This window comes from Pseudomonas sp. SORT22, from assembly GCF_018417635.1.
GTDB lineage: Bacteria > Pseudomonadota > Gammaproteobacteria > Pseudomonadales > Pseudomonadaceae > Aquipseudomonas.
Genome location: NZ_CP071007.1, coordinates 2274266 through 2300350, shown reverse-complemented (window position 1 = coordinate 2300350; position 26085 = coordinate 2274266). Strand labels below are relative to the sequence as shown.

Below are 26085 nucleotides of genomic sequence, written 5' to 3'. Positions count from 1 at the left end.
GTGCATTCAACAACCCGACAGAACAAGGACGCCCTCATGCTGCTGCGCCGCCTGCTGATTCAATGGAAGATCACTTTGCTCGCCGGCCTGTGCCTGCTGGCTATCGTGGTGGTGCTGATGGCGGCCACGCTGATGCAGTCGAGCCGCAGCGCCGCGCTGGTCAACACTGCCAACACGCAGATGCTCGACCACAACGCACGGCTGCGCCTGCACACCTCGGCCCAACTGCAGGCGGCGAATATCCAGCGCTACTTTCGCGATGCGTATTTGTATGGCGATGGCGTCGCGCAACTGGTGATGTTCTTGAAGGCCCAAGGCAACGACAACCTGCGCCACGACCTGACCGAACAGACCCGCAAGGCCTTGGGCAAGAACCCCGACCTGCTCGGCCTGTACCTGGTGTTCCTGCCCAACGCCCTGGACGGCAAGGACAGCGCCTTCAGCGATCAGGCCGCGGTCGGCAGCAACGAGAACGGACGCTTCTCGCTGTACTGGTCGCAGCCCAAGCCCGGCGAGCTGGAGTCTGAAGCCATGCCCGAGTCGATGCTTGCCGACACCAGCCTGTCGGCCAACGGCTCGGCCTACAACCGCTGGCTCACCTGCCCGCTGGAAACCGGTGAAGCCTGTGTAGTCGATCCGTACTTCGACAGCGTCGGCGACCGTACGCCATTGATGACCAGCATCGCCTTCCCGCTCAAGCAGGACGGCAAGATCGTCGGCGTCATGGGCCTGGACATCAGCCTCGACAACCTGCAGCAACTGAGCCTGGACGGGCGCAAGGAGCTGTTCGACGGCAACGGCCAGGTCAGCATCGTCAGCCCCGCCGGTTTGCTCGCAGGGCATAGCCGCGATGCCGCGCAGCTAAGCAAGAAATTCGAGCAAGTGTTCGGCCAGCAGGCCAGCGCCGTGGCCGCGCAGATGCACGCCGGCAAGGCGGCTGAGTTCAGCGACAACGGCGTGCTGCAGGTCAGCCAGTCGTTCGCCCCGGTGCCCGGCGCACAACCGTGGAGCGTGCTGCTGGAAGTGCCCGAACAGGTACTGCAAGCGCCGGCGATTGAACTCAACGCGCGCCTGGATGCGCACAACAGCAGTGCCAACCTCAGCAGCCTGCTGATGGCCCTGGCGGCGGCCTTGGTGGGCCTGGTGGTGATCTGGCTGACCGCCCGTGGCGTGACCCGGCCGATCCTGAGTGTGGCGGCGATGCTCAAGGACATCGCCAGCGGCGAAGGCGACCTGACCCGGCGCCTGGACTACGCCAACAAGGACGAACTCGGCGAATTGACCCACTGGTTCAACCGCTTTCTCGATAAGCTGCAACCGGTGATTGCCGACGTCAAAGCCTCGGTGCAGGACGCGCGCAGCACCGCCGACCAATCGGCGGCGATTGCCAGCCAGACCAGCGCCGGCATGCAGCAGCAATACCGCGAAGTCGACCAGGTGGCCACCGCCTCCCAGGAAATGAGCGCCACCGCCCAGGATGTCGCCCGCAACGCCGCGCAAGCCGCCGAAGCTGCGCGCGGCGCCGACCTTGCCAGCCGCGAAGGCCTGAGCATGATCCGCAACACCACCCAGGCGATCGAACGCCTGGCCAATGAAATGACCGCCGGCATGCAAGAAGTCCAGCAACTGTCCAGCCGCAGCGAGCAGATCGGCTCGGTGCTGGAAGTGATCCGCGCCATCGCCGAGCAGACCAACCTGCTGGCCCTCAACGCCGCCATCGAAGCGGCCCGCGCTGGCGAGGCCGGGCGCGGCTTTGCGGTAGTGGCCGATGAGGTGCGCAACCTGGCCAAACGCACCCAGGACTCGGTGGACGAAATCCGCGTGGTGATCGAAGGCCTGCAACAAGGCACCCGCGAAGTGGTCGACACCATGCACAGCAGCCACCGCCAGGCCCAGGACAGCGTCGCCCAGGCCGAACAGGCGCTACCGGCGCTGCAGCGAATTGGCGAAGCGGTGACGGTGATCACCGACATGAACCTGCAGATCGCCTCGGCGGCCGAAGAGCAAAGCGCGGTGGCCGAAGAAGTGAACCGCAACGTAGCGGGGATTCGCGACGTGACCGAGTCGCTGTCGGGGCAGGCGCAAGAATCGGCGCAGATCAGCCAGGCGCTGAACCGCCTGGCCAATCATCAGCAGGGGTTGATGCAGATGTTCCGGGTGTAGCGCTCCCCTGTGGGAGCGGCGGTGCGACGACTCGACTTGACCCGCGATGAGACCAGCAGCCAATGCACGATCTCACCGCCGCCGATAACTCTTCTTGCCACTGGGCGTCAGGCAGTACACCCCACCCCGCGGCCCCGTGCAGAAGCTCCCGGTCCCACAGCCACAGCCCTCACTTGCCCCGCGCAACGGCTGTAGCGCGGGCCGAGCCGCCCTGCCACCCATGGTCGCCGAGCAACTTTTCTTAGAAGCACTGATCGACCCGTCATTACACAAAAACAGATCGCCATCACATCCAGCAATCCCCCCCTTGCGCCCGGAGCAAGGCGTGTTGCCCGCCAACGCCGTGGACGCCGCCAACACCAGTACCAGGGCCAACCCTAGCCGCCCGTAAAAACAACGTGCCACAGCATTCCCTCCGTAGAATATGGCCGAATGCTATCAGCGTTGCCATAGCTCAGCAAAACCCGGCCATCCGTGCTCCCAGGGCAAAGCTGATTGTCCCCGTCGACTATCAACCCGGTGGCGATCCGCTAAAGGCGTAATGAGTAACGTTCACAGCAAAGTCCAGCGGAAAATCTCACTTTAATCGCTAACCGATTGATCTATATCAATATTTAACCAGTTAACCTATCAACAGATGCCCGCAACTGCCCGTTTAATGCCGAGAATGTCTACACCATTCACGGTGGAGAGTAGAGTTGAAGCGCATCAAGATAGTGTTGTGGTCGTTGTTCATCGGCTTGACCCTGCTATGGGCACTGGCAGATACCTTTGTGCCCACCCCACTGACTTACTTCTCGCTACGTTCAGTGCTGGTGCAATACACCGGCGTCATCGCCATCGCCGCCATGAGCGTGGCGATGATGCTGGCCGTGCGCCCGCGCCGCCCGGAACCGCTGTTGGGCGGGCTCGACAAAATGTACCGGCTGCACAAATGGCTCGGCATCAGCGCCCTGATATTCGCCAGCGTGCACTGGGTCTGGGCCAAGGGCACCAAGTGGGCGGTCGGCTGGGGTTGGCTGGTCAAGCCGGCCAAGGGCGGCGGCGCGGCGCCGGAACTCGGCGCGATCGAGCAGGCGCTGCGCAGCCAGCGCGGCCTGGCTGAAACCCTGGGGGAATGGGCGTTCTACGCCATCGGCGTGCTGATCATCCTGGCCCTGGTCAAGCGCTTCCCGTACCACTGGTTTGCCAAGACCCACACGGTGCTGGCGGCGCTCTATCTGGTGCTGGTGTTCCACACCGTGGTGCTGCTCAAGTTCGACTACTGGCTGCAACCCATCGGCATCGTCACCGCACTGCTGCTGGTCGGCGGCACGCTGGCAGCGCTCCAGGCACTGTTCAAGCGCATCGGCAAGCAGCGCAAGGTCCAGGGCCAGATCCAGACCCTGATCCACTACCCGCAGGCGAACCTGCTGGAAACCCACATCGCCCTGCAAGCGGGCTGGCCCGGGCACCAGGCTGGCCAGTTTGCTTTTGTGACCTCGTCCGAGTCGGAGGGGCCGCACCCGTACACCATCGCCTCGGCCTGGGACCCGCAAGCGGCGCAACTGCGCTTTATCACCAAAGGCCTGGGCGACCACACCCGCCGGCTGCCAACGCGGCTGAAAGAAGGCGACCCGGTGACAGTGGAAGGCCCGTACGGCTGCTTCACCTTCGAAGACCAAAAGCCCCGGCAGGTCTGGATTGGGGCCGGCATTGGCATCACCCCCTTCGTGGCCCGGCTCAAGCAACTGGCGCTGGAGCCGGACCGGCAACACAGTATCGACCTGTTCCACCCGTGCGGCGCGGATGCTGCCGACGCCATCGACAACCTGCGCGCCGACGCGGCCGCGGCCGGCGTGCGTTTGCACCTGTGTGTGTCTGGCCAAAATGGCCGGCTCAGTGGCGAACGCCTGCGCAAGGAAATTGCCGACTGGCAGCAGGCGAGCTTCTGGTACTGCGGCCCTGCCGACTTTGGCCAGGCCCTGCGTGACGACCTGGTAGCCCATGGGCTGAAGCCGAAAGACTTCCATCAGGAGTTGTTCCAGATGCGCTGACGATCAGGCGGGCGCAGCCGCCACCAGCATCGCCGAACCGTGTGGGAGCGGGCTTGACCCGCGATGAGGCCAGCACATTACCGACCAGCCTTACGCAACCGCATAACCACAGCAAAACGCTTACAAAACTGCCGATGGTGGTGACTGCTCAACAAAACCAGCGCCACCGCAGGCAGTGCAATCGACGTCGCGGAAAAAAACAGATGGAGACCGGCTCCCAAACTGGCGATGGCCATCAGCAGACTCGTCACCGCAACCGCAACGAGACACCATACCCCCCAGGCAAAACCGTTAGCGATCAGACCAGCGCCTACGCCACACACCGCCGCCCCGAGCAAAATCACAATCAGCACATACCCCATGTTCTCGAGATGCCCGGCAAAGTAGGCGTACTCCAGCTGCACCGTTGCCAGCGCAATAGAGGCCATGGTCAAGAAAAACGCGGCGAAAGATCGGCCCATGTAGCGCCTTAAAAACGCCGCCATCCCCGGATACCGCAACACATCCACAGGCTGCCCCGGCAAGCGCTTGGCCCGCGGAGCCTTGCTGATCTCGACAAACCTTGCATATAGCCGCCGATAGCCCTGGCTGTTGAACACCAGCAGGCCGGCCAGGGGACAGAAAAGCGCCAGGTAACAAACCAGCCCAGGTGGACGCTGGGCATACATCCCCAAAGCGACCAGCAAGCAGCACACCAGCAGTGCCACCAACCACCAGATCAACCGCGTGCTCCCCCACACCAGCAAGAGGTGCAGCAGGGTCGGGATAACCACGCCGTTCTTCACGCCGCGCAGGATGTCGGATGAACTCATGGCGCTCAGAGAGTGTGCGCCGTTAATCACCAGCATCAGGCTCATGAGGGAAGCAACTGACAGCAACCAGCTTAAAGTCAGCAGCGGGAAATTGCGGCGCAGGCAGGCGTTGATTTGTTCTTGGTGATTCATCCGTGAACCTTTGAGGGTGAGGGTTCGATTTTATCGGTTGCCAGACACAGGATTTAAGTGATTGCGCCGGATATCCGACAGGGTTTTGCTCATTTCTCGATAACGGCGGCTGTTATACGCCAACAGCGCCAACAAGGGGGCAATTACTGAAGCCACTGCCAGGAGTGCATCGTGAGCAAAGGGATAGGTCAGCACGCCGGCAATCAGACAAACGAGCAACAGCCCGACTACTGCACGGTTTCCGGATGAGTAGCCGCGTATTACAGCGAATTGGCCGATGCCGAGGGTGAATGATCCCAGCATGATAAAAGCGACGATGTATCCGGGCTCGGCGGGGTTGCCTACGAAGATGGTCTCACCTGCGCGGATGGATGCGCTGGTGAGAGATATGACTGCTAGGAAAAATCCGCTCCACAGCGTGGGGTAGTAGCGCCGTATGAAGGCCGGCAATTGCGCTAGATCTAGCACAGGGTCGCTCTCCTTGCCAGACCTGCTAAACGGACTCGTCTCTTCATCGGTTTTCCCTCTGCCGCAACCTCATCAGCCGCCGTCGCATCTCGCGGTGGCGCTCGCTGTTGAACAAAAGCAGAGCCAGCAAAGGTGCCAACAGCGCTAGGGTAAAAAGTGGCATGGGCGTGCGGGGACCATAGGTGGAAAGGGTTAGTAACATGCACGCGCCAAGCACCATGACGACAAGCCACATGCCGGAGCGCCGCCCTCGAAGCTGAAGCATGTTGCCCACGCTCAGCAGCAAAGAGCAGACCACGAGTGAAGAAATGATGTACTCGGGTAAGTCGGGATGGGTCTTGAAATGAAGCAGGCTCGCGAGTGCTATCGCCAGTGAGAAGGAAAAACAGCTCAGCATCAATGCTGCGGCGTATACGGGGAAGTAGCGCTGTGAAAACCGCGAAGCCATGCTCATCTCAGCGGACTCTCCACTTTTTACGCTGCTTACGTATCACCACCAGGCGTTTGCACATCATCCGGTAACGGCGGCTGTTGATCGTGAGCAGGGCAGACAAGGAGGTAGCCAACGACACCGCGAAAAACATCCGGTGGGTGGAGGGTCCGTATGTCGAGAGCGTTGCCAGCAGGCTGATCACAACAAATGTGACGCTGATCCAGACCGTGCTAGTAAAGCCGCGTAGCAACATAAAATGGCCCACACACAACACGAATGTAGCTGCCAGTAACACAAGCAATAATCGTTTGATGTCATGCACGTAAACGCCAAGGACGTGCACCATTGCAAATGTTATGGAAAAACCTGTAAGAAAAAACCCGGTGACGAAACGGGAAAAATATCGCTTCATCCGTTCAACGACGGCAGGGAGGAGCGTCACCTCGCCACCTCCAACCTGCCACGGTGGGAGCGGGCTTGCCCCGCGATGCGACCAGCAAAAATTGCCTCGTCATTCATTCGTTAGCACCGCCCGCCACACATCGGTTCCGCATCCTGCGTATGACCACCACACGCTTGCACATCTGGCGAAATCTTCGGCTGTTGATCACGAGCAGCGTCGACAGCGGAACCAATAGAGAAAAGACGGAAAACAGCTTATGAGGCGTTCTCTCAACAGTTGAAATCACGGCGAGAAGACAAGCCAATAGAAGCCCGACGATCACCCAGACTCCCCATACCCGCCCCCGAATAAGGACGTAGCTGCCATAGGACAGCAAAAATGCGGCAGTCACTACCGAGCCGACAGCGTATTCATTTTCATAGGGATGATTATGGAAGAAGGCATACGTTACATTCAAAGTGGCAAACGAGAAGGAAGCGGTGGCTAGCAAGATTGCTGAGATCAGTCGCGGGAAATAGAGTCGCCTAAAGGTACGAACATTCACGAATGAATTAATTTTTCAGCCCCCCAAAAAACGTACGAGCAGGAATTGGTGAAGCGAATACAGTCGTCATAATTTTTCACAGACGCCCCTACTAGCGGCTCCTTGAATCCGCATCCGGCGTATAGCTACCAACTGTTTGCACATCTGACGATAGCGCCGGCTATTCAGCAGCAAAGAAAATAGTGGAAAGCAAACGGAGATTGTCACTAACAGCTTATACGAGGAACGATAGTAGGTTGAAAGGCTCGCTAGTAGACAACCGCACAAAAGTGCAACCATTGCCCACACACCCCAAACACGCCCTCGGATGACAAAAAATTGCCCGATGCTTAGTAGAACGGCCCCAACGGAAAGCAGGATAAAGGCGTATTCCACTTTATGTGGAAAGCCTGAAAGGTAGACATCAAAGACATTGAGCGTTGCCAACGTGAAGGAAGCGATCGTTGAAAACATAGCAGCTAACATCCTTGGAAAAAACCGACGCACGAATGCGTTCCATAGCTCGGCGCTGATCATATACTTCTTCTCAGTTACCACACGGCTCAAAGTAACGGCCACGCGCCACGCGCTCGCTGGCGCCTGACAACAGCCAGACGTTTGCACATTTGTCGATATCGTCGGCTATTAATCAGGAACAACGCGAGCAGAGGAATGCAACCCGACACCAGAGCTACAGATTTGTAAGGAGAGCCGCCAAAAGTCACCAGCGTCGTCAGCAAGCATACTACCAATAAAACAGCGATGATCCAGATGCCCCACGACAACCCCCGAATCACAATGAAGTTCCCCACACTGGTGACCAAGGCCCCCACGGCAATAATGCCAAGCGAGATTCCCGACACTTGTGGATGAGCCACAAAATGAGCGTTGATTACATTGGCTGATGCTATAGAGCACGCAAAAATGGTCAGGCAATATGCCGTGATCAGTAGAGGAAAATAGCGGCGCATGAAGGTTCGTATGTTTACGACAGGTCTCACTGTTCAGGCTCCTCAAACAGGCTCAATGCTATGGTTTGAACGTTACTACTGCCCGCAACGCCAAGAGCACCTGAAATCGAGTCTCGGATCATTGCTGTAGTCGAGTGTTTGAGCTCTGTCGGTGTGTAGCGCTTTTGAATAGTACCCATATGTTGGGCCAGCTTGAGCTGTTTAGCCGTCAGAGAAGGATGTTTGATTAACAACAGCTCGGTAGTCAACGCCTTGCGCTGCTGTCGACTCAAGGTTCTGGTGATTTCATACCAGTTGACGCCCGTTGCTGCTTTGCGCACCAGGAGAAATCTCACCGTATTCAGCGCGTTTGATACCACGCCAAGTAGTGAAACCACATCAAGTATGGGTACGGCTGTACGATACCAACCTTGCTGATCAAGCAGGTCATTGAGCTCTGGGTTGACCACTTCCTGATAAACCCTGTGAAGACCGATCCCACATTGGAGCCCGGTTGCGACAATACTTGAAATACCGGCAGCGGACACCATTAACCCCAAAGGCCCCGTAAACATTGTCATCATGCCGCCCTTGAGTATCACCACGGCACTGATAATCAGACCTATACACGCTGGCGCCGCACCTGCCGCCTCCCACCACACCCGTGACTCCCGAGGTGTGCGCATGGCCTGGTCTACATACTGCTCAGGCGTCAAATACCGCTTCACCTCCTGCAACACCACCCGCTTAGTCAACACACTACAAATCGGCCGAAACTCCCGCAACGTCACCACGTTGTAGTCCGCATCGATGTACACCACCCCTGCGCCGACGATCCCAGGATCGGCATCAATCGCTGCAAACAGCCTCGGCACGTTGACCAGGCTTTCAATCCGCTGGCGCGCAAAGTACTGCGACGGGCTCGCGCCAAGCCCGCTCATCCTTGAGTCGTTCATGGGGTCTCCTGAAACGTGAAAGCGCCTGCAAACCCGAAGATTGCAGGCGCTTGAGCGGCCTAGTTTTAGCAGCTAAAAATCAACGTTTCAGAAGTGTATTTTTGCTGTGTGTGTCGTCCTACACGCTCAAAAGAGGAAGTAAACGAAGGGGGCGTAGGACGCATCTTTTTATGCTTGAATGATCGTGCCCCATCAGATTGCTAGTTGCCGATATCCTGGACCGGTGTACACGAGTGATACGACAAACGTCTGCTATGCACACGGTTTAAGTCGTGCCAATAGTCATGCCAGACACTCGAACAAATCTTAAGCGCGTAGCAGAGTGCCGTCTTGAATCGTCATACCGGTATAGCGGTATGGATCCTGACCTACCCCATACTGATCCAGAATTAGCCCTTGGCTTGTTGTCGATAGGCTTCGAGGATCGCTTCACGGGCAGGTAGCTTGCGTTCAGCATCATCCGGTGTGACATCGATGCCTGCGAGACGCAGGCTGGCCGAATAATTGGACTGACGTGTCTTGGCGCAATGGGCTTTCTTGGCGTGCAAGCTTGGCGCTTTCAAAGGACTGACCTCATGGCTGGGCAATGACGCCGAGTAACAACTCCAGGAACGGCCATCCCCTCTCCCTCTAACCGCTGTCGGCCAGAGTGGGAGCGGGCTTGCCCCGCGATCAAGCCTGTACTGCTTACCTTGCCAATCATACTGTATCACCGCTTGCTAGCCATCGATTCCGCATCCTGCGTATGACCAACACACGTTTGCACATTTGGCGGTAACGTCGGCTGTTGATGATTAGCAAGCCGAGCAAGGATGCAGTCAATGAGGCCACAAACAGAAGCATATGAGATGACCAACCGTAGGTTGAGAGCGTGGCAAGGAAGCAAACAAACAGCAGCACAACAATCATCCATACCGCCCAAGTGCAACCACGAATCAGGATGAAGGTCCCTAACGTGATCGCCAGCGTACCGACCGCCAGCATGCCCATCGCAAGCTCTGACTCGTAGGCGTGCTTCAAAAAATAGGTATTGATTACGCTTAATGTAGCCATTGCCGTAGCGAAAAGTGCCAATAGGTATGTACCGATCAAACACGGGTAGAATCGACGAATAAATACCCACATCTGGGCCTGACTGATCACGATTCACTTCCCTCGACTAGACTAAGCGCTACTGACTGTACAGCACTGCTTCCCCCAAAGTACTGCGACGGGCTCGCGCCAAGCCCGCTTATCCTTGAGTCGTTCATGGGGTCTCCTGAAACGTGAAAGCGCCTGCAAACCCGAAGGTTGCAGGCGCTTGAGCGGCCTAGTTTTAGCAGCTAAAAATCAACGTTTCAGAAGTGTATTTTTGCCGGTTATGTCGTCCTACAAACTCAAAATAAGAATGAAAACAATACCTTGTAGGAAGAAACCCTGAGAGCGCTTGTAGACCTGTTACCCAGCCATTGTTTCCACCGGGTCAATCACCTGTAACGCTACGTTTGAGCTCAGTTCGACCAGGCAGAGCAGGTGCGAAGTTCCATCACCGCCGAAGAACTTGTCCGCTCGATCGCCGGTCAGTTTTTCCTGGAACTTGAACGGTGTCGTGATAATTCGCTTGATATCTTCCTTGAAGCTCTGCGTATTGGCGTTGATCCATTCGGCTGCCTTGCGTCGCTCGGCAATCGGCGCTTTGGGCGTGTCTGTGCTCCTGAGCAAGACGGCAGGATCAATATCAAGGTCTTCGGTGTTGTAGCGCATGAACACATGGCACAGCTCATTACCCTGGTGGTCAGCAACCGCCACACGCAAGTTGTACCCGCCCCTCCTCGCCTTGCACGCCTGCTCGGTTGCATCAACGCCAACCTCCCACTGCACCTGACCTCTGATTTCGCCCTTTTCCATATCGATCTGGTTTTCGATGAACGAGTACACCGTCCTGTTCACCCTGACCCAGCCGAGCTTGCCGGCACCGGATATACACAAATAGCGGTGCTGAGGTTTGAGCTCGTGGGGGGCCTTGCCGACGGACCAGGTCAACAGCTCTTCGCCTTTCAACGAGTGTTGAAGCTTGGCGTTTTTTTCATCGTAGCGCGAAACGATGGTGCACTTTCTGGGGTTGGACTGCGGCCGCTTGGCCAACTCCGAGCGAACCTCGGCATCGATTGCCCGCTCGCCGCGTTGCACACTTGCGCGCGATTTCTCGGCAGCAATCAAGTCGCGATCCAGTTTGTCGGCCTGCTCACGCAACGCCTTGTATTCGCCAGCCAGCGCCTGCGCAGCTTTATTCACCGACTCCAAAAAGCCTGGCGTCAGCAAGGTGGCCTGGCGTTCCATCTTCGCCACCAACGCCTGCACGCCCTTGCTGACCCCACGAACGCGAATGTTGGTTTCAAGGTTTGCAGTCGCACCCCGCTCGGTAAAATTCTGGCTGCCCAAGGTCACAAAGCGGTCCTTGGCAACGACCATCTTCGCGTGAAGTTTGGGCAATACGTAGACCGGGATCTCATTGTCCAATAGGGTTTTGATGGTGTCGCAATTCGAAGCGCCCGAGGCAAGCACCTGCACATTGACCAACGTATAAACCTTGGCGCTTTTACCCAGCTGGGCAATTTCCAGCGCGGCCGAACCGGTCAGGTACGGCGAGAAAATCTTCAGATCAACCTTGTCGTTTTGCAGCTGTTCTTTTATCAGCGGCACAATATTGCTAGTGAACTTCAATCGTCGGCTTCCTTGTACGAATCTCTGCCGACAATACTACATTGCCACTATCAACCGATTAGCCCAAAATCCCGCCCCTTGCACGCCCAAGCCGCCCTACAAGGAAACCGCCATGGCCCAGCCCCTGCTCGACGCCTTCATTGCATGGATGAGCGCCAACCTGGACAACGCCACCCTCGCCCACGGCTACCAGAACCGCATGAGTGGCGAGCCCTGGCACTGCAGCAGCCTGTTCAACGCCTATGAAACCTACCACTGGCCGCACCCGGCGATTGCGCACCTGGACATCGACAAGGGCAGCGACATCACCAGTAACACCCGCGCACTGACGGCGCTTGAGCAGCAACTGCAACGCGCCCTGGCGCCCGCGCCTGAAGACCTCGCCGCCAGCCGCGCAGCCATTGATGTGATGATCTGGGGTGGCGTACAAAACGGTAACGTCAGTTGGCTGACCAACAATGCCGAGGGCTTGGCCCAGCTGTTGATCGACACCCGCGACGCAATCGACAGCGGTGCTCTGCACCATCAACTGCTACTGGACCCCGAGCTGCGCTTCAACGCCGGCATGACCAAGGTCTACTCGCTGATCTGCAAGCAGTTGGTGATCTACGACAGCCGCGTTGCTGCCGCGCTGGGTTGGGCAGTGGTGAAGTTTTGCAAGCAGGTCAAGCCTGAACTTACCCAGGTACCGCCCCACCTGGCCTTCCCCTGGGCGTCGGCCAGGCCGAACAAGGGCATCTCCAAACAGCGCGATCCGTCCCAGGGCAACTTGCAGTTCCCGCCGCTGCAGGGCGGTACGCTGCACGCGCAGTGGAACATCCGCGCCAGCCAGATACTCGCGGCGGTACTTGCCCATGACAATGCAAAGCACAGCGGCTTCAACCAAGACGACGGTACAGGCAGCAGCCCGTTGCGACGCCTGGAAGCGGCGTTGTTCATGATCGGCTACGACCTGGGCGGCGGTACGGTGACAAATTCGCAGCCAAAGGCTACCAGCCAGAGCGCGATGATCGCACCAACGGTCGGCTGGACTGAAGGCTGGACGCCCAAACAGCGCAAGGCTTTTCTCTATCGCCTAACCGATCAGGGCTTCGAAGCCCGCGGCACGAGTATCACCCGCTACCCGCTGCAGGTAATCAACGACACTCTCAACTACCTGTGGCAGCAGTTCGGTCGCGGGCAATTCCCCCTGGCCAACAGTGCCGACGGCGTGCCGGCTGGCACCAGCGAAGCAGGCATCGGCACCGCTTACTACCAGGCAATCAACCGGCAACAGCGGGTGCCGGAGTCGAGCCGCCTGGCTGCGATCCTTGAGGACCTCGGGGTGATTCAGCTAGTGAGCCGTGGGAAAAAACACTGGGTGTTGAACCTGGAGTTGCTGGACGCTACTGATAAAGGCACTTTGGATATCGAGCCGCTGGTGCTGCGTTTGCTTGAAGACGAGGCGCAGGACTGAGTTAACGATATACAGGGGTGACCGAGCACTGAGCGCTCGGACACCCGCCCCTACATCACGAATTCGCGCTCGTCAGTCCTCCCAACACTCAGGCCGACTCAGCTCGAGCCTTATCCAGCACCTCGCGAGCCTTGCGTACCATCGGGTCCAAGCGGTCCACCAGTTGGATCATCGCCTCCAGGGTGTCCATCTCCTCATCACCGTCATGCTTGTCCAGCAGCTTGCCGATACACTCCACCACCGCTGGCGACCAGCGCGCATCTTCTTCACCCATTTCTATCAGTGAATGCAAGGTATTGAGCCCGCGCTGCCCGCCCGCAGTAATCGCCTCGGCCTCTTCGGTCAGCGCAAACGCTGGCTGTGCTTCGGCCAAAAACTCTGGCGCGAAGTCTTCATCCTCGACCCTGGCCGTTACCTCTGTAGAGGCCGCGTCCGAACCTGGTTCCCCCTCAATCTCAACCGCCCGCACCAACTCGCCGATAAAGCTTTTAGCCTCACCGCTGAGGTACTGCACCGTGGCCAAATGGGTGTTGCGCTTGGGCGACTGCGGCAGAAAGAAGCGCACCTGCTCGCCTTCGCCCAACACCGCATCGCTCCAGTCGCGCAAGGTGGCGCCGTAGGCCAGTCGCGGGTAATTGACACGCGGATACAGACGCTCAACCACCTCATCGCTCAACGACTCTGGATCAACCAGCACGCCATACTTGTAAAGCAGATCGAAGGTCACCTTCGAGCGCTGGTCCAACAGCTGCGGATCGACCCCCTTGTGATACGGCCCTGCCTGCACCCGCTGCGCGGCCAGCAACGTACGGTTGTCCAGCACCCCCAACAACTCATCCAGCGCCTGCTCGGCGCTTATGCCCTCTGACGGAACCCATTGAGCAAGAATCGACTGGGCGTTGGCCACCGCGTCGGCAATGGTCTGGTTGGCACTAGGCATGAGAGGTCCTTTCACAATGGCTTGGAAATCAAGGCGTTCCCGCGAAATGGCGAATTGCTAGCCATCTATGCAAGCACACCTTGATTGGCGCCAATCAGCGCATCATTGCGGCCGGTCCAGCATGGCGTGAGCCACATCCTCCACCAGAGCTTTGGCCATGCCGCTAAGGTAATGCGCCGCCCAGGTCAGCTTGGGGTCGTGCTCGATGCCGGCTTGCAGGGTCAGCCGGTTTACGCAGCCCATCAGCAGCGACGACTGCTCCAGAGCGAACGCCGCACTGTGGCCGGGCTCGACGCGGAACAGCCTTTGTGTGGAATGCCCACTTTCGCCTTCACCGAAGGCCGCGATGCCAGCGGTCTTATAGGTGCTGGCTGCTTTCAAGTCCTCATCCATTGACAGGTCCTCCTGCTGAAATCGCTAGCCCGCGTTGCCAAGGGATTTCGTCAGCAACGCGGGCGCCTGCTGATTGGCAACTCTGTGGCGCGACTGCACCTTGCTCAAGGCCACTTCGACCAGAGCCCAGGCGTGTTCGATTTCATGCAGGGTCGCCAAGGTGAGGACCTGGTCGGGAGCTTTGGGATGAAGCAGGACGGATTGTCGGGCGATGGTCTGGGCGCGGACCAGGTATTCGGAGGTCTGGACCAGGAGGTCTTCGAGGGACTGGTTGGGGTGGTGAGGTGGGTCGGGGACGATTTTTAACATTACGAACTCCTTTGCTTTACGGAGCCGCCACACATTTGCTGTCAAACAAAAGGTGGCAGCCATACGTGGGTTGACAGACCGGCAAAGCAAAGGAAAACCCGGCGCACACGAAGGTGCCCCACGTACAGCCGCCATAACGCGAGCACATGCGGATTCACTTTGAATTCGGTCTGTCAAAACCGGTCGTTGAATTGGCAACGACTGGCGGAGACTAGAGCGCCAAAGGAACCACTGCAATGGCTTAAAGGCGGTGCGAGTATGATTGGGAAATGGACTACAGGGAATCAGGAAATTCTGAAGAATTTGAGGGGCGGATGTTCATCGGCAAGGTCATCGAAAAGAACGGCAGCGCCTGCCAGAGTGCGCAGGCTGTTCGCCATTCACTAGCGTTTTGCCATAAAATGGCCGGTTGCCGAAAGAACCGTCATGGCCATAGCCATGAAGGGCTTTCATTCTTTCCAAATAACTGTGGTGAAGATGAACAAGCCTTTCATTTCGCTGTGCCCGGAAATTACTCGGGCACACGCACTGACGCTCATGGATTGGTTGGAAGATGAGCGCGTTACCTGCTACTTGAGCGATTCGCGTCATGTCTCCCGCTCCATCGAGCAAGTTATCGATCGGACCCAATTGCCGATCCTGACCCATCTATTCAACCGGGGCGGCCGATTCTTCATGGCCTACGACCGGCATGACGCCCCGGTGGGCTTTGTCCGCCTGATCAAGACCGGCTCCAATTGCGAAATCGTCCTGGTCATCGGAGACAGCGACAAATGGGGCCGAAACCTTGGCGCCCGCACAATCCGCGAAGGCATGAAACTGGCCTTCCTCGACATGCGCGCCGAGAAGCTCATCGCCAAGATCCACCCCGACAACACCCGCTCGCTGAAAGCCTTTGTGCGCAGCGGTTTTCTGCTTGAAAGCGAAACACCGACATTGCAGTCATTTTCCATGACGGCGGCGCGCTATCTGCAGTTCTTGCGCGAAGGTGCCGTGGCCGACTCCACGGAGATCTACATCACCGAAATCGACAAGGCCAGGCTGGAGAGCCTGATCGCGCTCGAGCAAGGCCCGGCCGTTGTTGAGCTCGAACATGAGCTTGAGAGAGCCATCGTCGTCACACCGCAGCAGGTGGCGCGCAATGTCGTCACAATGAACTCCAGGGCCTTGCTGCAGCTGGACGACGAAGAGATCGAAGTGGCCCTGGTCTACCCTGAAGACGCCGACAGCAGCGCCGGAAAGTACTCCGTGTGCTCCGACATCGGCGCCGCCATCCTCGGCTACCAGGAGGGGGACGCCATCGACTGGCGAGTTTCTGACCGCACCCGCCGGATCGGGATCAGGAAAGTGCTTTACCAGCCGGAGGCTGCGGGCGATTTCCACCTGTAATTGAACCTTTAGCTCAGTGTTCGTCCATCAGGCGCGAAGATCCCCAAGGCTTTCCGTGCCTGATGCAAACCCTCGTACTGACCGCAGGACTACGCAGCGTGCTACTCGCGAGATCAACCTGCGCCCTGTCCGGCCCCCGACTCAACGACCATGCAATGGGCCACATCCTCAAACAGCGCATTGGGTATCCCCGCCAGATAATGCGCTGCTCGCGTAGACGTACCTTCCTGCTCAAGGCCGGCTTGCAACGTCAGTTGGTGCGCACAGCCCATCATGATCGAAACCTGCTCCAGCACAAACGCCGCACCGTGCCCCGGTTCGAAACAACCGCTCAGCGCCTGCCCCGCTCTCGCCTTCAGCGAATGTACCGATGCCTACTGTCTTGAGCTACAACGGCGAATCCTCATCCAATCACCAGGAGCCTTTCTATATGCGGATGACTGGTCAGAATCAGGTATAATTTTTAAAGCGGTTACGAGAGTTTTCGTACTAGCTCATCAAACTCGGCGTACTCTCCCCCCACCTTGATCCAGTCCGATATTTCGTCGATCAGAGTTGAGGTCTTCTCTTTGACCATAAGTCGCACCGCACACTCCCATATCACCAGCACCCTCCACTCCGCTTTTCTTAGAAGGCCAATCTGCAATGCATCTCGTGCCTGGTTTTTGCCAATTTTGTCGAGCCAGAATTCAGGACGAGTTTTGGGTACTTTGAAGTACCTGCAGGTGTGGCCATGCCAAAAGCAGCCGTGGACAAGTATCACAACCTTATACCTCGGAAATATCAAATCAGGTCGACCCGGCAATTCCTTTGCATGAAGGCGGAAACGAAAACCGCGTGCATGTAGTCCTTTCCGGATAAGCACTTCGGGGCTGGTATCCTTCCCTTTAATACCGGCCATCATTCTGGAGCGCGTTGCTGGGCCAACTACGTCTACCAAACATCCCCCGTGATCCGTGCAAAGTGAACAGAATCGAACTCACCGTACCCTTAGCCGAGTAACCAGCATAGGCAAGGTGATGATGGACTACTCCGCTATATCAAGTTTCATCTGGCCTATTTCAGCCTCGTCTGTCTTGGCTTTAGCAGCCATGATCCGGCCCTTCATTAATCGGGCAACAGCCTCAAACACCGGCACAGCAACTGAATTACCAAATTGTCGATAAGCCTGAGTATCAGAGACAGGAATGACAAATTTACTCTCACCCGGCTTGTCAAAGCCCATGAGGCGGGAACATTCCGTAGGAGTCAAGCGCCGAGGCCGGTTCATCTGGTTCTCTGGGGAATAGAAATCTGCCAGATCATTGAAGCCCCGATCAACCAGAATCTCTGAACCATCCTTGTGGTAGCGTGCCGATAAAGTCCGCGCTACATCTGTGGAACGCGTCAATCCAAAACCGAAGCCATTACCCTTCTCGCGATGCTTCTGGGCGTAGCGATACAAATACTCCCACAGCTTGGGTGTCAGCACATACTTACTGTTCACATCTTTATCGAGCAGGTCTCCGAAGGAAGGACGTGACGCAGGGTAGTATTGCTCAATAGCTTTGAGGGTGAAGCCTTGGTGAACATCAAGGTCCTTCCTGAAGCCTACTAGCACAATGCGCTCACGGTGTTGTGGAAGAAAATGCCTTGAATCAATAACTTTCGGGTCGCTGCCTTTCGGTGCGTCAACATCCGCAACTACATACCCGAGCTCTTCCAGGGTCTCGCAGATAATGCGAAATGTATTGCCCTTATCGTGACTTTTGAGGTTTTTAACATTCTCAAGCAAAAAAGCTGCCGGGCGCTTGGCCTGTAAAATCCGGGCAACATCGAAGAAGAGCGTACCTTGCGTGTCACACTCAAAACCGTGCTTTCTTCCCAATGAGTTCTTCTTCGAGACCCCCGCCAATGAAAACGGTTGACAAGGAAATCCGGCCAGAAGGACGTCGTGATCGGGGATGTGTTCGTCGATGTGCCTGTAGGCCTCGTCCTCAGCAACTTCGAGATTGCCCGACAGAGTAACCTCACGGATATCCCGGTTAAATGTATGCCGATCCGGATCAGAGTAATGGTTGGCTTTATAGGTTCGGACAGCGTACTCGTTCCATTCTGAGGTAAATACGCACTCCCCTCCGATAGCTTCAAAGCCTTTGCGAATGCCGCCTATTCCGGCAAACAGATCAATAAACTTGAAAGCCCTCTCACCACCTTTTGGTTTCGGCAGCAGACCACTTAACCGGTCGAACTCAATGTGTGAGAGCTTGGGGGACGCCTTGCCTTTTGACCACCGATTCACGGTTTCTCTGCACCAATGCCCCGGCGTCACCGAGTTCAGCGTCTCGGCGATGAATCCTTGGTCATAGATCTCCAGCAATTTGTGGAGTAGGTCCAGATCGGACGAGTCGTTTGGGTGGCTAGGGGACGTCAATGTGTTCACGGCATTTTCTCTGGGTCAAATCTGTGACAAGCGATCACTAGTCTATCCCTTTCCCCCCAAAAAAGCGCGCAAAATCTGAATGCACGACCTCACTGGGAGCATAGCGGACCTATAACTGTATATAAACACAGTGAAGCGCTCAGCACCACTGATTGGTCGAGAACTTTGTATCTACCGTGACGCATAAGCACCAACGCTGGGCACGATCAGTTAGACGTTGATTACATCGTTGCTTCTTAAAGCTGGGCTGCACCGGGATCATCTGGGATAAATAGGAGCCAGGATAGGATGGCTGGAGAACACGTGCCCTCTTTGCTAGCTGTGGACGGTGGGATCACAGCATAATCGACACCAGAGTCGTGTCGACACACTCGAAAAACAGATCCGCCCCGCACTGGAAACTGTCCTAGATTCGGTTGGGACGACCAAGCGCATCAAGTTCAATGCCACAGCGCTCGGCATGGCAACCGGACCAATAGCCCTGCATAGGACGACTGGTCACAGTCTAAGATAAGCCGTTACAAAAAGTCGTGCATTAGCAACCATTCCTGGGGACCAAAACCAAGAATCTGAGTTATTGATGCACTCATGACCAACTTTGAAAGTTCTTAGCCTATGGGGTCAAGATTTTTTGTTTCGGCGATAAATCTGTTAAGAGTCATCAAATTGGGCCGCACTTGTTCAGGGTACTTCTTATGCAAAGGCTCTGGAACAACCAAAACAACATTCTTACCTGTCATTTCTGAAAATTGGTGAGGAGATACTCCCTCTTGAAGTGTGAACAGATGGATTTTTTCCACTCTGTCAGCTTCGTTCAGAATCTGACGCCAGCGGTCTTTGCAGGTCGTCTTTACAGCCAACATACGCAAATCTTGACCAGGGTAATCGAGGTCATGATAGGCAGAGCAGGAAGGGAAGATGAAATCTGGGCGCTTATTACCTTCTGTTTTACATTGCGCACTAAACGCCGTGAGACCAAATTTTCGAAATAAATGCTCTAGATGAATTTCAAGCGACTTCCCCGATCTTGACTTGCGGCGATTACTAACCGAATTTGCCAGTCGCATAAACTCATCCACCGAGCCAAACCCTTTCCGCACCTGACTGAGTATATGAAGTTCTTCAATCTGACGAAATAGCTTGTACTCGTTATAGCGCCTTTCGATGATAAGCTCATCAGGCGTCGTTTTTACAAAGCGAAATGCAGTTAATAAGTGGACTATAACTTCCTCCGCGCTTGGGAAATCGCTCGCCCAAGCTGGTGGAATGATCACACTGCTAGGCTCTATATCTGGGAAATTAACGACACCCGCGAACAAATTGTCTCCTCTGTCGAAAAGCCAAGTACCGGGAACTACTTCTCCAATCTGGTGCTCTACAAGCTCTTCTTCCTCGAGGTTCTTACATATCCAAACATCCAGAAATTCTGCATCTTTAGCGACACTGGGAGTGTAGAAGGCAAAGAACGCCAGTGCCCCTGTGTTTTCTGGGTCCTGGACAGGGTTGTCCTTGACGTCCGTGTTCCACCTCGTCAGGCGGTGCTCATTGCGTGACTTTCCAAAAAAGGAATTATTGTAATAGATTCCGCGCAGCGTCTGCTCCGGAAAACTATGGGAGGTAACCTGAGCCTTGACATTGCAATCGGGATTTAGAAATCCAGTAACGGAAATTGAGGGCAGCACTACGTTAACGATAGACTTTGGCAGATAAACGCCAACCCCATGGCCGCCAGTCAACCCAGTATCATTGGCAGAAAGTCGTTTGACGTAGATCCACCAGTCGTCACGGCTCTTGCCGTCAATCCATTGAGAAAAGCTTGTCATAGTAAAGGTTCTGACCAGTATAGAAATCGAAGTAACGTTTGCCCTACAGGTTCGCACGCATACTGATTCGAGTGCCTCACCTTGAACATATTTCTTATTCTAACAAATGCTAACACCCTACATTAACCTCTCACACCTGCCCACGACAAAAAAACAAAGCGAACTATCTTTTTCACGAAGCCGGCGCTCTAACTCACAATTAACAACACATCCAAAAGACACGAGTGGCGCCCATATAGAAACGTCAAATAAACCTATCTCGCAGCTGTTCTATGCACTGCACTCTCTAACGCAACCAAAACCTGATCAGCGCATTTTATTGTTTCTTCAAGCTCAGCAAATGTAGCATTACAAGTACCTTTATGAGCAATATCATGCCTCTTTGACAAAGCACTAGCATAAACAGTTACGGCCCTCTCATCCAACGCCCGATTAAATTCGTCTTTTGCACCTTGACCAAAGTATCCAATAAATTTGGACAAATCGGTCTTGCCAACACTTCGAATCAATTGCTTTGTCGTTGAGGACATGAAACTCTTAATACTATCATCACTTATCACCTGACTGCGCTCATCCGCGATCTTATAAATCTCCTGCTGAACCTCAGCACTTAGAAGTATCAAGATATGCTGCGTTAGATATGAAGATATCTCCCAACCCACATCGGCGGCACCGTCAAGAAATTGCTTTGTATTCTCGTAGGCCAAGGTAGTTTTCAGTAATCGGCTAGACATTCGGCTACCTACCAATTACTTCTAGTGCCAAATTAATACGACCATGCACATTTTTTTCATCGCTAGTGCTCATGCGACACATTGCCTCATATTCAATGTTCGCCAAAAGGCTATCAAATTTTTCTTTTAAAGAATTCGCGTCACACCCTTGGGAAACTGCAACAAACATAGAGTCAAGTAAAGCAAAATTTAGACGCCCATACACATTGAACGGTTTCTCTCCAAGTGCATCAACAATATCCTCACAGGCTCTATTAAAACCACTTTCGATTTCATCAAGCTCAGCAACCAACTCAAGCTTAGCTTTATTCTTCAGATCTATTAGAAACTTATTAAGAAAACCTTTCATAGGCTTTTCATATTGCCGCCAAGATTTCCATAGCGCTACGCAACGCAAAGCAAGCTCAACATCTCGCATTCGTTTATCTGGCTCATCCGTACCGAGAATCTTCCTCCAAGACGAATTCAAGTTCATATTTTCTAACCGCCGAATGAAATCACCATAATAGACACAGCGACGAACCTCCATAGGGTTCAGGTTTATCCCCCCGGTATTCAATCTTTCAAATATATAGTAGATACTCGAATCATCATGAGGATCCAGCTGCTGAATGATCGTAGCGCGCAAGACAGTGTCACTTATCTGAAATCTATCTGACTCTTCCAACTCTTCAAATGTCTTCCCCTCCCATTTACTATGCACCCCCTTCAAGCGAAACAATTTCTCCCCGAAAGCCCCCTTCATGAACCTTAGCGCAGATGTAATCCGTTGCTGCCCGTCAATTATCAGCAGCTTGTTACTCTTCCTATCCTTATAAAGAAAAACGCCAGGCACAGGCAGACCAAGCATGAAGGACTCTATGAGCTTACTTGCCTTTACTTGATCCCAAACGTAGTTTCGTTGAAAATCTGGAATTATCAACTGGTCCTGCCTGTCCTTTTCAAGATACCCACTGATTGTCATATCAGCCGGATAACTCGTAATCTGATACTGCACAATATCCTGCTCTTCCGACTCAGGAATCTCAGTATTATCAAACTCAAAAACCTCACCCACAATAAGCCCCCTCAATATTTTAATCTCATAAACCGAAGAATATTTATCTCTAGAGATTTCTAAAACATCACCCTCTTTAGCAGCAACATCCTGAAAATACTCGGCAACACAAGTGATGCGATACTCATCCCTAGTCCCATTATCAGTATGTTTGTTATTGTAATAAACAAATCGAAAGCTTCGCTCTATTCCATCTTCATCTATACACAGCAAGATGGAATCAGGATTTTTAACACTGAGATCCAGCTCAGGAAACAACGCCCCTCTAGCATCAGATTTTGGTATTAAAATACCGCTTTGATGAGCACCAGTAGCGCCCACATCATTTGGGCTCAGTTTTTTCCTTACAATATCCATGGCATACCAATAATTTCGATAGTTATCAAAGTTAACCACTCTAGATTGGCGACCTCTGGCCAGCTCCAGAATGGCACTCTTAACAAAAACCAGCTCGCCCACATCAACACATCCAAGACTATCCATTCCACAGGATGCACAAACCGTAGGCTATCAAAATGCCAGACGAGCTCATAAGAGCAAAGTGCCATTATTTTTCTGGTAACTCAAGACCGAGAGAAGGCACATTCTTAAGCTAGGTGACGCTCAGCTAGCGATCGAGAGAAAGATACCGGTGCTTTGACCCCACGAATGGGAGATAAAGATAGCAAAAAACTGTGAACTATTTTCTGAGCATAAATTTAAGCAACAAAAAAGCCACCCGAAGGTGGCTTAGTCGTTCTAAATAATGGTCGGGACGGAGTGATTCGAACACTCGACCCCTTGCACCCCATGCAAGTGCGCTACCGGGCTGCGCTACGCCCCGACTGGGCTTGAAGCATGTTCCCCTGGTTGCTGAGAACGTTGAAGAATGTACCCTAACCTTTTGAATTATGGAAGCATTTTTTCCAAAATTCCGGGCCCGATAAGGGCTACTTCTTCAGCACCACCAACACGTCTTCCAACTCGACAATCATCTGCCGGATCAGTTGCTTGTACTGGGTGGTGTCGTCCTTGGCTTCGTCGCCAGAGAGGCGCAAACGCGCCCCGCCGATGGTGAAGCCTTGGTCGTACAGCAGCGCGCGGATCTGGCGGATCATCAGCACGTCCTGGCGCTGATAGTACCGCCGGTTACCGCGGCGCTTTACCGGGTTGAGTTGCGGGAATTCCTGCTCCCAGTAGCGGAGCACGTGCGGTTTTACCGCGCAAAGCTCACTCACTTCACCAATGGTGAAGTAGCGTTTGCCTGGAATCGGCGGAAGCTCGTCGTTATGACTTGGTTCCAGCATAGGCCTCAACTCGGGCTTTCAACTTCTGCCCTGGACGAAAGGTGACGACCCGACGCGCCGTGATCGGGATTTCTTCCCCGGTCTTGGGGTTGCGGCCCGGCCGCTGGCGCTTGTCGCGCAGGTCGAAATTGCCGAATCCGGACAATTTGACCTGCTCGTTGTCTTCAAGAGCGTGCCTGATTTCCTCAAAGAACAGCTCGACCAATTCCTTGGCCTCGCGCTTGTTCAGGCCCAGCTCCTCGTACAGCCGTTCGGCCATCTCAGCTTTCGTCAGAGCACCCATACGCTATTTCCTTAACGTGGTGTTCAACCTTTGTTCGAGCGAGGTGAGGATGTTCTGGGTTGCAGTATTCACCTCTTCATCATTAAGAGTGCGCGATGGATGCTGCCAGGTCAAGCCGACGGCCAGGCTTTTTCTATCAGGATCAATGCCTTTACCCTGATAAACATCAAACAGCCTGAGGTCTGTGAGCCATTCGCCTGCATTGTCACGAATTACTTCAAGCACCGAGCTCGAAGCAACATCACGTCCTGCGACCAAGGCCAGGTCACGACGCACTTCCGGGAATTTCGACAGTTCGCTGAACTTCGGCAGGCGGCCTTCGGCCACTTCACCCAGCACCAGCTCAAACACGTACACCGGACGATCCAGGCCCAGGGTCTTGGCCAGCTCCGGGTGGATGGCACCCAGGTAGCCGACTTCGCGACCGTCGCGCTCGATGCGTGCGGTTTGGCCCGGGTGCAGCGCCGGGTGTTGGCCCGCAACAAAAGTGAACTCGGCGAGCGAGCCAGAGAAGCCCAGTACCGCTTCAACGTCGGCTTTCACGTCGAAGAAGTCGATGCTGTCACGGCCGTTGGCCCAGCCTTCCGGCAGGCGGCTGCCGCAGACCACACCGGCGAGCATCGGCTGCTGCTTGAGGTCGCCCAGCTGGCCGACGAAGCGCAGGCCGCTTTCGAACATGCGCACGCGGTCTTGCTGACGGTTGAGGTTGTGCTGCAGCGACTTGACCAGGCCCGGCCACAGCGAGGCACGCATGGCCGCCATGTCGTTGGAGATCGGGTTGGCCAGCAGCAGCGGCTCGACGCCCGGGCTGAACAGCTCGAACAGTTTCGGGTCGATGAAGCTGTAGGTGATGGCTTCCTGGTAACCACGGGCCACCAGCAGGCGGCGCAGCGCTGGCAGTTCGCCACGGGCCTCGGCCTTGGCTTGCGGGGCCAGGCGCGCTTGCGGGTAACGCACTGGCAGGCGGTTGTAGCCGTACAGGCGCGCCAGTTCTTCGATCAGGTCGACTTCCAGGCTGATGTCGAAGCGATGGCTTGGTACTTCAACCTGCCACTGGCCTTCGCCGGCGGTGGTTTTCAGGCCCAGGCCGTTGAGCAGTTGTTCGACCTCGGCGCTGGCCATTTCCATGCCCAGCATCTGGGTCAGGCGCTCGGCACGCAGGGTGACCGGGGCCACCTTGGGCAGGTGCGCTTCGCTGGTGACGTCGATCACCGGGCCCGCTTCGCCGCCGACGATCTCCAGCAGCAGGCCGGTAGCGCGCTCGATGGCTTCGCGGGCCAGTTGCGAGTCGACGCCGCGCTCGTAGCGGTGCGAGGCATCGGTGTGCAGGCCGTAGGAACGGGCCTTGCCAGCCACGGAAATCGGCTCGAAGAAAGCGCTCTCGAGGAAGATGTCGCGGGTGCCCGCGGCAACGCCACTGTGCTCACCGCCCATCACACCGGCGATGGCCAGGGCGCGGCTGTGGTCGGCGATGACCAGGGTATCGGGGCGCAGGGTGACTTCCTGGCCGTCGAGCAGTACCAGCTTCTCGCCCTCTTCGGCCATGCGCACGCGGATGCCGCCGTTGATTTCGGCGAGATCGAAGGCATGCATCGGCTGGCCGAGCTCGAGCATCACGTAGTTGGTGATGTCGACGGCAGCGTCGATGCTGCGCAGGTCGGAGCGACGCAGGCGCTCGACCATCCACAGCGGGGTCGGCCGGGTCAGGTCGACGTTACGGATAACGCGGCCCAGGTAGCGTGGGCAGGCAGCCGGTGCCAGCACTTCAACCGGGCGCACTTCGTCGTGAGTGGCGGCAACAGCCGGCACTTGCGGACGGGTCACCGGTACGTCGTACAGGGCGCCGACGTCGCGAGCAAGGCCGGCCAGCGACAGGCAGTCGCCACGGTTCGGGGTCAGGCCGATCTCGATGCTGGCGTCGTCCAGGTCCAGGTACAGGCGAATGTCGGTGCCAACCGGGGCGTCAGCCGCCAGTTCCAGCAGGCCGTCGTTTTCTTCGCTGATCTGCAGCTCGGCCGCCGAGCAGAGCATGCCGTTGGATTCAACGCCACGCAGCTTGGCTTTCTTGATTTTGAAGTCGCCCGGCAGTTCGGCGCCGATCATCGCGAACGGGATCTTCAGGCCAGGGCGCACGTTGGGCGCGCCGCACACTACCTGGAAGGTCTCGCTGCCATTGCTGACCTGGCACACGCGCAGCTTGTCGGCATCGGGGTGCTGTTCGGTGCTCAGCACCTCACCGACGATGATGCCGCTGAACTGGCCGGCGGCCGGGGTGACGCTGTCGACCTCAAGGCCGGCCATCGACAGACGGGCGACCAGATCGTCACGGGATACCTGCGGGTTGACCCAACCGCGCAGCCACTTTTCACTGAATTTCATCCTGCTCTCCTGAAAGATTCGTTACGGGTGCGCGA

Annotated in this window: 27 protein-coding genes, 1 tRNA gene and 1 pseudogene; 5 read left to right on the top strand and 24 right to left on the bottom strand. The window is 55.8% G+C overall.

Annotated features, from left to right (window positions below):
- Positions 1–36: 36 nt before the first annotated feature.
- Positions 37–1257 (top strand): annotated as a pseudogene (locus JYG36_RS26810) (cache domain-containing protein); the annotation flags it as partial.
- Between the two features lie 150 nt (positions 1258–1407).
- A complete protein-coding gene (locus tag JYG36_RS26805; RefSeq protein ID WP_502937517.1) occupies positions 1408–2163 on the top strand; it encodes a methyl-accepting chemotaxis protein in 756 nt (251 codons plus the stop codon).
- Between the two features lie 72 nt (positions 2164–2235).
- On the opposite strand, the gene JYG36_RS26595 is transcribed toward JYG36_RS26805, so the two are convergent.
- Positions 2236–2568 (bottom strand): YdcA family protein, encoded by a 333-nt coding sequence (locus JYG36_RS26595; protein WP_249744419.1) that lies wholly within the window; start codon positions 2566–2568, stop codon positions 2236–2238.
- Between the two features lie 293 nt (positions 2569–2861).
- Between JYG36_RS26595 and JYG36_RS10720 the strand changes: the two genes are divergently transcribed.
- On the top strand, positions 2862–4199 hold the full coding sequence (locus JYG36_RS10720; RefSeq protein WP_213603878.1) for a ferredoxin reductase family protein: 1338 nt from the start codon (positions 2862–2864) through the stop codon (positions 4197–4199).
- A 77-nt stretch (positions 4200–4276) separates the two neighbouring features.
- On the opposite strand, the gene JYG36_RS10715 is transcribed toward JYG36_RS10720, so the two are convergent.
- From JYG36_RS10715 to JYG36_RS10670, 10 genes are all read right to left on the bottom strand, one after another.
- Positions 4277–5143, bottom strand: coding sequence for a hypothetical protein (locus JYG36_RS10715; RefSeq protein ID WP_213603876.1), 867 nt, complete (start codon positions 5141–5143; stop codon positions 4277–4279).
- Positions 5144–5173: 30 nt separating this feature from the next.
- On the bottom strand, positions 5174–5611 hold the full coding sequence (locus JYG36_RS10710) for a hypothetical protein (RefSeq protein WP_213603874.1): 438 nt from the start codon (positions 5609–5611) through the stop codon (positions 5174–5176).
- A 43-nt stretch (positions 5612–5654) separates the two neighbouring features.
- Positions 5655–6065, bottom strand: a complete 411-nt coding sequence (locus JYG36_RS10705) for a hypothetical protein (RefSeq protein ID WP_213603872.1) — start codon at positions 6063–6065, stop codon at positions 5655–5657.
- Position 6066: 1 nt separating this feature from the next.
- A complete protein-coding gene (locus JYG36_RS10700) occupies positions 6067–6486 on the bottom strand; it encodes a hypothetical protein (RefSeq protein WP_213603871.1) in 420 nt (139 codons plus the stop codon).
- Between the two features lie 73 nt (positions 6487–6559).
- Entirely contained in the window at positions 6560–6991 is a 432-nt protein-coding gene (locus JYG36_RS10695) for a hypothetical protein (protein ID WP_213603870.1), read from the bottom strand.
- A gap of 542 nt (positions 6992–7533) precedes the next feature.
- Entirely contained in the window at positions 7534–7941 is a 408-nt protein-coding gene (locus tag JYG36_RS10690) for a hypothetical protein (RefSeq protein WP_213603869.1), read from the bottom strand.
- Positions 7942–7967: 26 nt separating this feature from the next.
- Positions 7968–8876: an NAD synthetase gene (locus JYG36_RS10685; protein ID WP_213603868.1), complete on the bottom strand. Its 909-nt coding sequence runs from the start codon at positions 8874–8876 to the stop codon at positions 7968–7970.
- Between the two features lie 389 nt (positions 8877–9265).
- Positions 9266–9439 carry a YhfG family protein gene (locus tag JYG36_RS10680; RefSeq protein ID WP_156160163.1) on the bottom strand — a complete coding sequence of 58 codons (174 nt, stop codon included), beginning with the start codon at positions 9437–9439 and terminating at the stop codon, positions 9266–9268.
- 136 nt (positions 9440–9575) lie between these two features.
- Positions 9576–10019: a hypothetical protein gene (locus tag JYG36_RS10675; RefSeq protein ID WP_213603866.1), complete on the bottom strand. Its 444-nt coding sequence runs from the start codon at positions 10017–10019 to the stop codon at positions 9576–9578.
- Positions 10020–10313: 294 nt separating this feature from the next.
- Positions 10314–11579 carry a phospholipase D-like domain-containing protein gene (locus JYG36_RS10670; protein ID WP_213603864.1) on the bottom strand — a complete coding sequence of 422 codons (1266 nt, stop codon included), beginning with the start codon at positions 11577–11579 and terminating at the stop codon, positions 10314–10316.
- A 112-nt stretch (positions 11580–11691) separates the two neighbouring features.
- Between JYG36_RS10670 and JYG36_RS10665 the strand changes: the two genes are divergently transcribed.
- The gene (locus tag JYG36_RS10665) at positions 11692–13035 is read left to right on the top strand and encodes a hypothetical protein (RefSeq protein WP_213603862.1); all 1344 of its coding nucleotides are present in this window, start codon (positions 11692–11694) and stop codon (positions 13033–13035) included.
- 88 nt (positions 13036–13123) lie between these two features.
- Here the strand turns inward: JYG36_RS10665 and JYG36_RS10660 are convergent, their stop codons facing one another.
- The 3 genes from JYG36_RS10660 to JYG36_RS10650 all read right to left on the bottom strand — a co-directional run bounded on the left by JYG36_RS10660 (position 13124) and on the right by JYG36_RS10650 (position 14677).
- Complete coding sequence (locus JYG36_RS10660; RefSeq protein WP_213603861.1) at positions 13124–13975, bottom strand: hypothetical protein; 852 nt, start codon at positions 13973–13975, stop codon at positions 13124–13126.
- Positions 13976–14077: 102 nt separating this feature from the next.
- Positions 14078–14368, bottom strand: coding sequence for a DUF3077 domain-containing protein (locus JYG36_RS10655; protein WP_213603860.1), 291 nt, complete (start codon positions 14366–14368; stop codon positions 14078–14080).
- A 24-nt stretch (positions 14369–14392) separates the two neighbouring features.
- Positions 14393–14677 (bottom strand): hypothetical protein, encoded by a 285-nt coding sequence (locus tag JYG36_RS10650; RefSeq protein WP_213603859.1) that lies wholly within the window; start codon positions 14675–14677, stop codon positions 14393–14395.
- 426 nt (positions 14678–15103) lie between these two features.
- Between JYG36_RS10650 and JYG36_RS10645 the strand changes: the two genes are divergently transcribed.
- Positions 15104–16066, top strand: coding sequence for a bifunctional GNAT family N-acetyltransferase/nucleoside diphosphate kinase regulator (locus JYG36_RS10645; RefSeq protein ID WP_213603858.1), 963 nt, complete (start codon positions 15104–15106; stop codon positions 16064–16066).
- 113 nt (positions 16067–16179) lie between these two features.
- On the opposite strand, the gene JYG36_RS26800 is transcribed toward JYG36_RS10645, so the two are convergent.
- The 10 genes from JYG36_RS26800 to pheT all read right to left on the bottom strand — a co-directional run bounded on the left by JYG36_RS26800 (position 16180) and on the right by pheT (position 26050).
- The gene (locus JYG36_RS26800; RefSeq protein WP_502937516.1) at positions 16180–16338 is read right to left on the bottom strand and encodes a DUF3077 domain-containing protein; all 159 of its coding nucleotides are present in this window, start codon (positions 16336–16338) and stop codon (positions 16180–16182) included.
- Between the two features lie 200 nt (positions 16339–16538).
- Complete coding sequence (locus JYG36_RS10635; protein WP_249744437.1) at positions 16539–16967, bottom strand: very short patch repair endonuclease; 429 nt, start codon at positions 16965–16967, stop codon at positions 16539–16541.
- Between the two features lie 126 nt (positions 16968–17093).
- A complete protein-coding gene (gene dcm, locus JYG36_RS10630) occupies positions 17094–18488 on the bottom strand; it encodes a DNA (cytosine-5-)-methyltransferase (protein ID WP_213603855.1) in 1395 nt (464 codons plus the stop codon).
- Positions 18489–19096: 608 nt separating this feature from the next.
- Complete coding sequence (locus JYG36_RS10625) at positions 19097–20311, bottom strand: type II restriction endonuclease (RefSeq protein WP_213603853.1); 1215 nt, start codon at positions 20309–20311, stop codon at positions 19097–19099.
- Between the two features lie 254 nt (positions 20312–20565).
- Positions 20566–21018 carry a hypothetical protein gene (locus JYG36_RS10620; RefSeq protein ID WP_213603851.1) on the bottom strand — a complete coding sequence of 151 codons (453 nt, stop codon included), beginning with the start codon at positions 21016–21018 and terminating at the stop codon, positions 20566–20568.
- Positions 21019–21049: 31 nt separating this feature from the next.
- Complete coding sequence (locus JYG36_RS10615) at positions 21050–22561, bottom strand: GmrSD restriction endonuclease domain-containing protein (RefSeq protein ID WP_213603849.1); 1512 nt, start codon at positions 22559–22561, stop codon at positions 21050–21052.
- A 287-nt stretch (positions 22562–22848) separates the two neighbouring features.
- Positions 22849–22925: transfer RNA gene (locus JYG36_RS10610), tRNA-Pro, on the bottom strand.
- 106 nt (positions 22926–23031) lie between these two features.
- Positions 23032–23388, bottom strand: coding sequence for a MerR family transcriptional regulator (locus tag JYG36_RS10605; protein ID WP_010222411.1), 357 nt, complete (start codon positions 23386–23388; stop codon positions 23032–23034).
- Complete coding sequence (gene ihfA, locus JYG36_RS10600) at positions 23369–23671, bottom strand: integration host factor subunit alpha (RefSeq protein WP_002553164.1); 303 nt, start codon at positions 23669–23671, stop codon at positions 23369–23371. Before ihfA ends, JYG36_RS10605 begins: the two co-directional genes overlap by 20 nt.
- A gap of 3 nt (positions 23672–23674) precedes the next feature.
- Entirely contained in the window at positions 23675–26050 is a 2376-nt protein-coding gene (pheT, locus tag JYG36_RS10595; protein WP_213603847.1) for a phenylalanine--tRNA ligase subunit beta, read from the bottom strand.
- Between the last annotated feature and the right edge of the window lie 35 nt (positions 26051–26085).

Excerpts from the sequence above, each read along its gene's own strand:
- JYG36_RS10685 (WP_213603868.1), bottom strand. The coding sequence starts at position 8,876 with ATGAACGACTCAAGGATGAGCGGGCTTGGCGCGAGCCCGTCGCAGTAC.
- JYG36_RS10605 (WP_010222411.1), bottom strand. The coding sequence starts at position 23,388 with ATGCTGGAACCAAGTCATAACGACGAGCTTCCGCCGATTCCAGGCAAA.
- pheT (WP_213603847.1), bottom strand. The coding sequence starts at position 26,050 with ATGAAATTCAGTGAAAAGTGGCTGCGCGGTTGGGTCAACCCGCAGGTA.
- ihfA (WP_002553164.1), bottom strand. The coding sequence starts at position 23,671 with ATGGGTGCTCTGACGAAAGCTGAGATGGCCGAACGGCTGTACGAGGAG.
- JYG36_RS10665 (WP_213603862.1), top strand. The coding sequence starts at position 11,692 with ATGGCCCAGCCCCTGCTCGACGCCTTCATTGCATGGATGAGCGCCAAC.
- JYG36_RS10635 (WP_249744437.1), bottom strand. The coding sequence starts at position 16,967 with ATGGCCGGTATTAAAGGGAAGGATACCAGCCCCGAAGTGCTTATCCGG.
- JYG36_RS10650 (WP_213603859.1), bottom strand. The coding sequence starts at position 14,677 with ATGTTAAAAATCGTCCCCGACCCACCTCACCACCCCAACCAGTCCCTC.
- JYG36_RS10645 (WP_213603858.1), top strand. The coding sequence starts at position 15,104 with ATGGCCATAGCCATGAAGGGCTTTCATTCTTTCCAAATAACTGTGGTG.
- JYG36_RS10715 (WP_213603876.1), bottom strand. The coding sequence starts at position 5,143 with ATGAATCACCAAGAACAAATCAACGCCTGCCTGCGCCGCAATTTCCCG.
- JYG36_RS10660 (WP_213603861.1), bottom strand. The coding sequence starts at position 13,975 with ATGCCTAGTGCCAACCAGACCATTGCCGACGCGGTGGCCAACGCCCAG.
- JYG36_RS10690 (WP_213603869.1), bottom strand. The coding sequence starts at position 7,941 with ATGCGCCGCTATTTTCCTCTACTGATCACGGCATATTGCCTGACCATT.
- JYG36_RS10625 (WP_213603853.1), bottom strand. The coding sequence starts at position 20,311 with ATGACAAGCTTTTCTCAATGGATTGACGGCAAGAGCCGTGACGACTGG.
- JYG36_RS26805 (WP_502937517.1), top strand. The coding sequence starts at position 1,408 with ATGCAGCAGCAATACCGCGAAGTCGACCAGGTGGCCACCGCCTCCCAG.
- JYG36_RS10705 (WP_213603872.1), bottom strand. The coding sequence starts at position 6,065 with ATGAGCATGGCTTCGCGGTTTTCACAGCGCTACTTCCCCGTATACGCC.
- JYG36_RS26800 (WP_502937516.1), bottom strand. The coding sequence starts at position 16,338 with ATGGGCTGTGCGCACCAACTGACGTTGCAAGCCGGCCTTGAGCAGGAA.
- JYG36_RS10655 (WP_213603860.1), bottom strand. The coding sequence starts at position 14,368 with ATGGATGAGGACTTGAAAGCAGCCAGCACCTATAAGACCGCTGGCATC.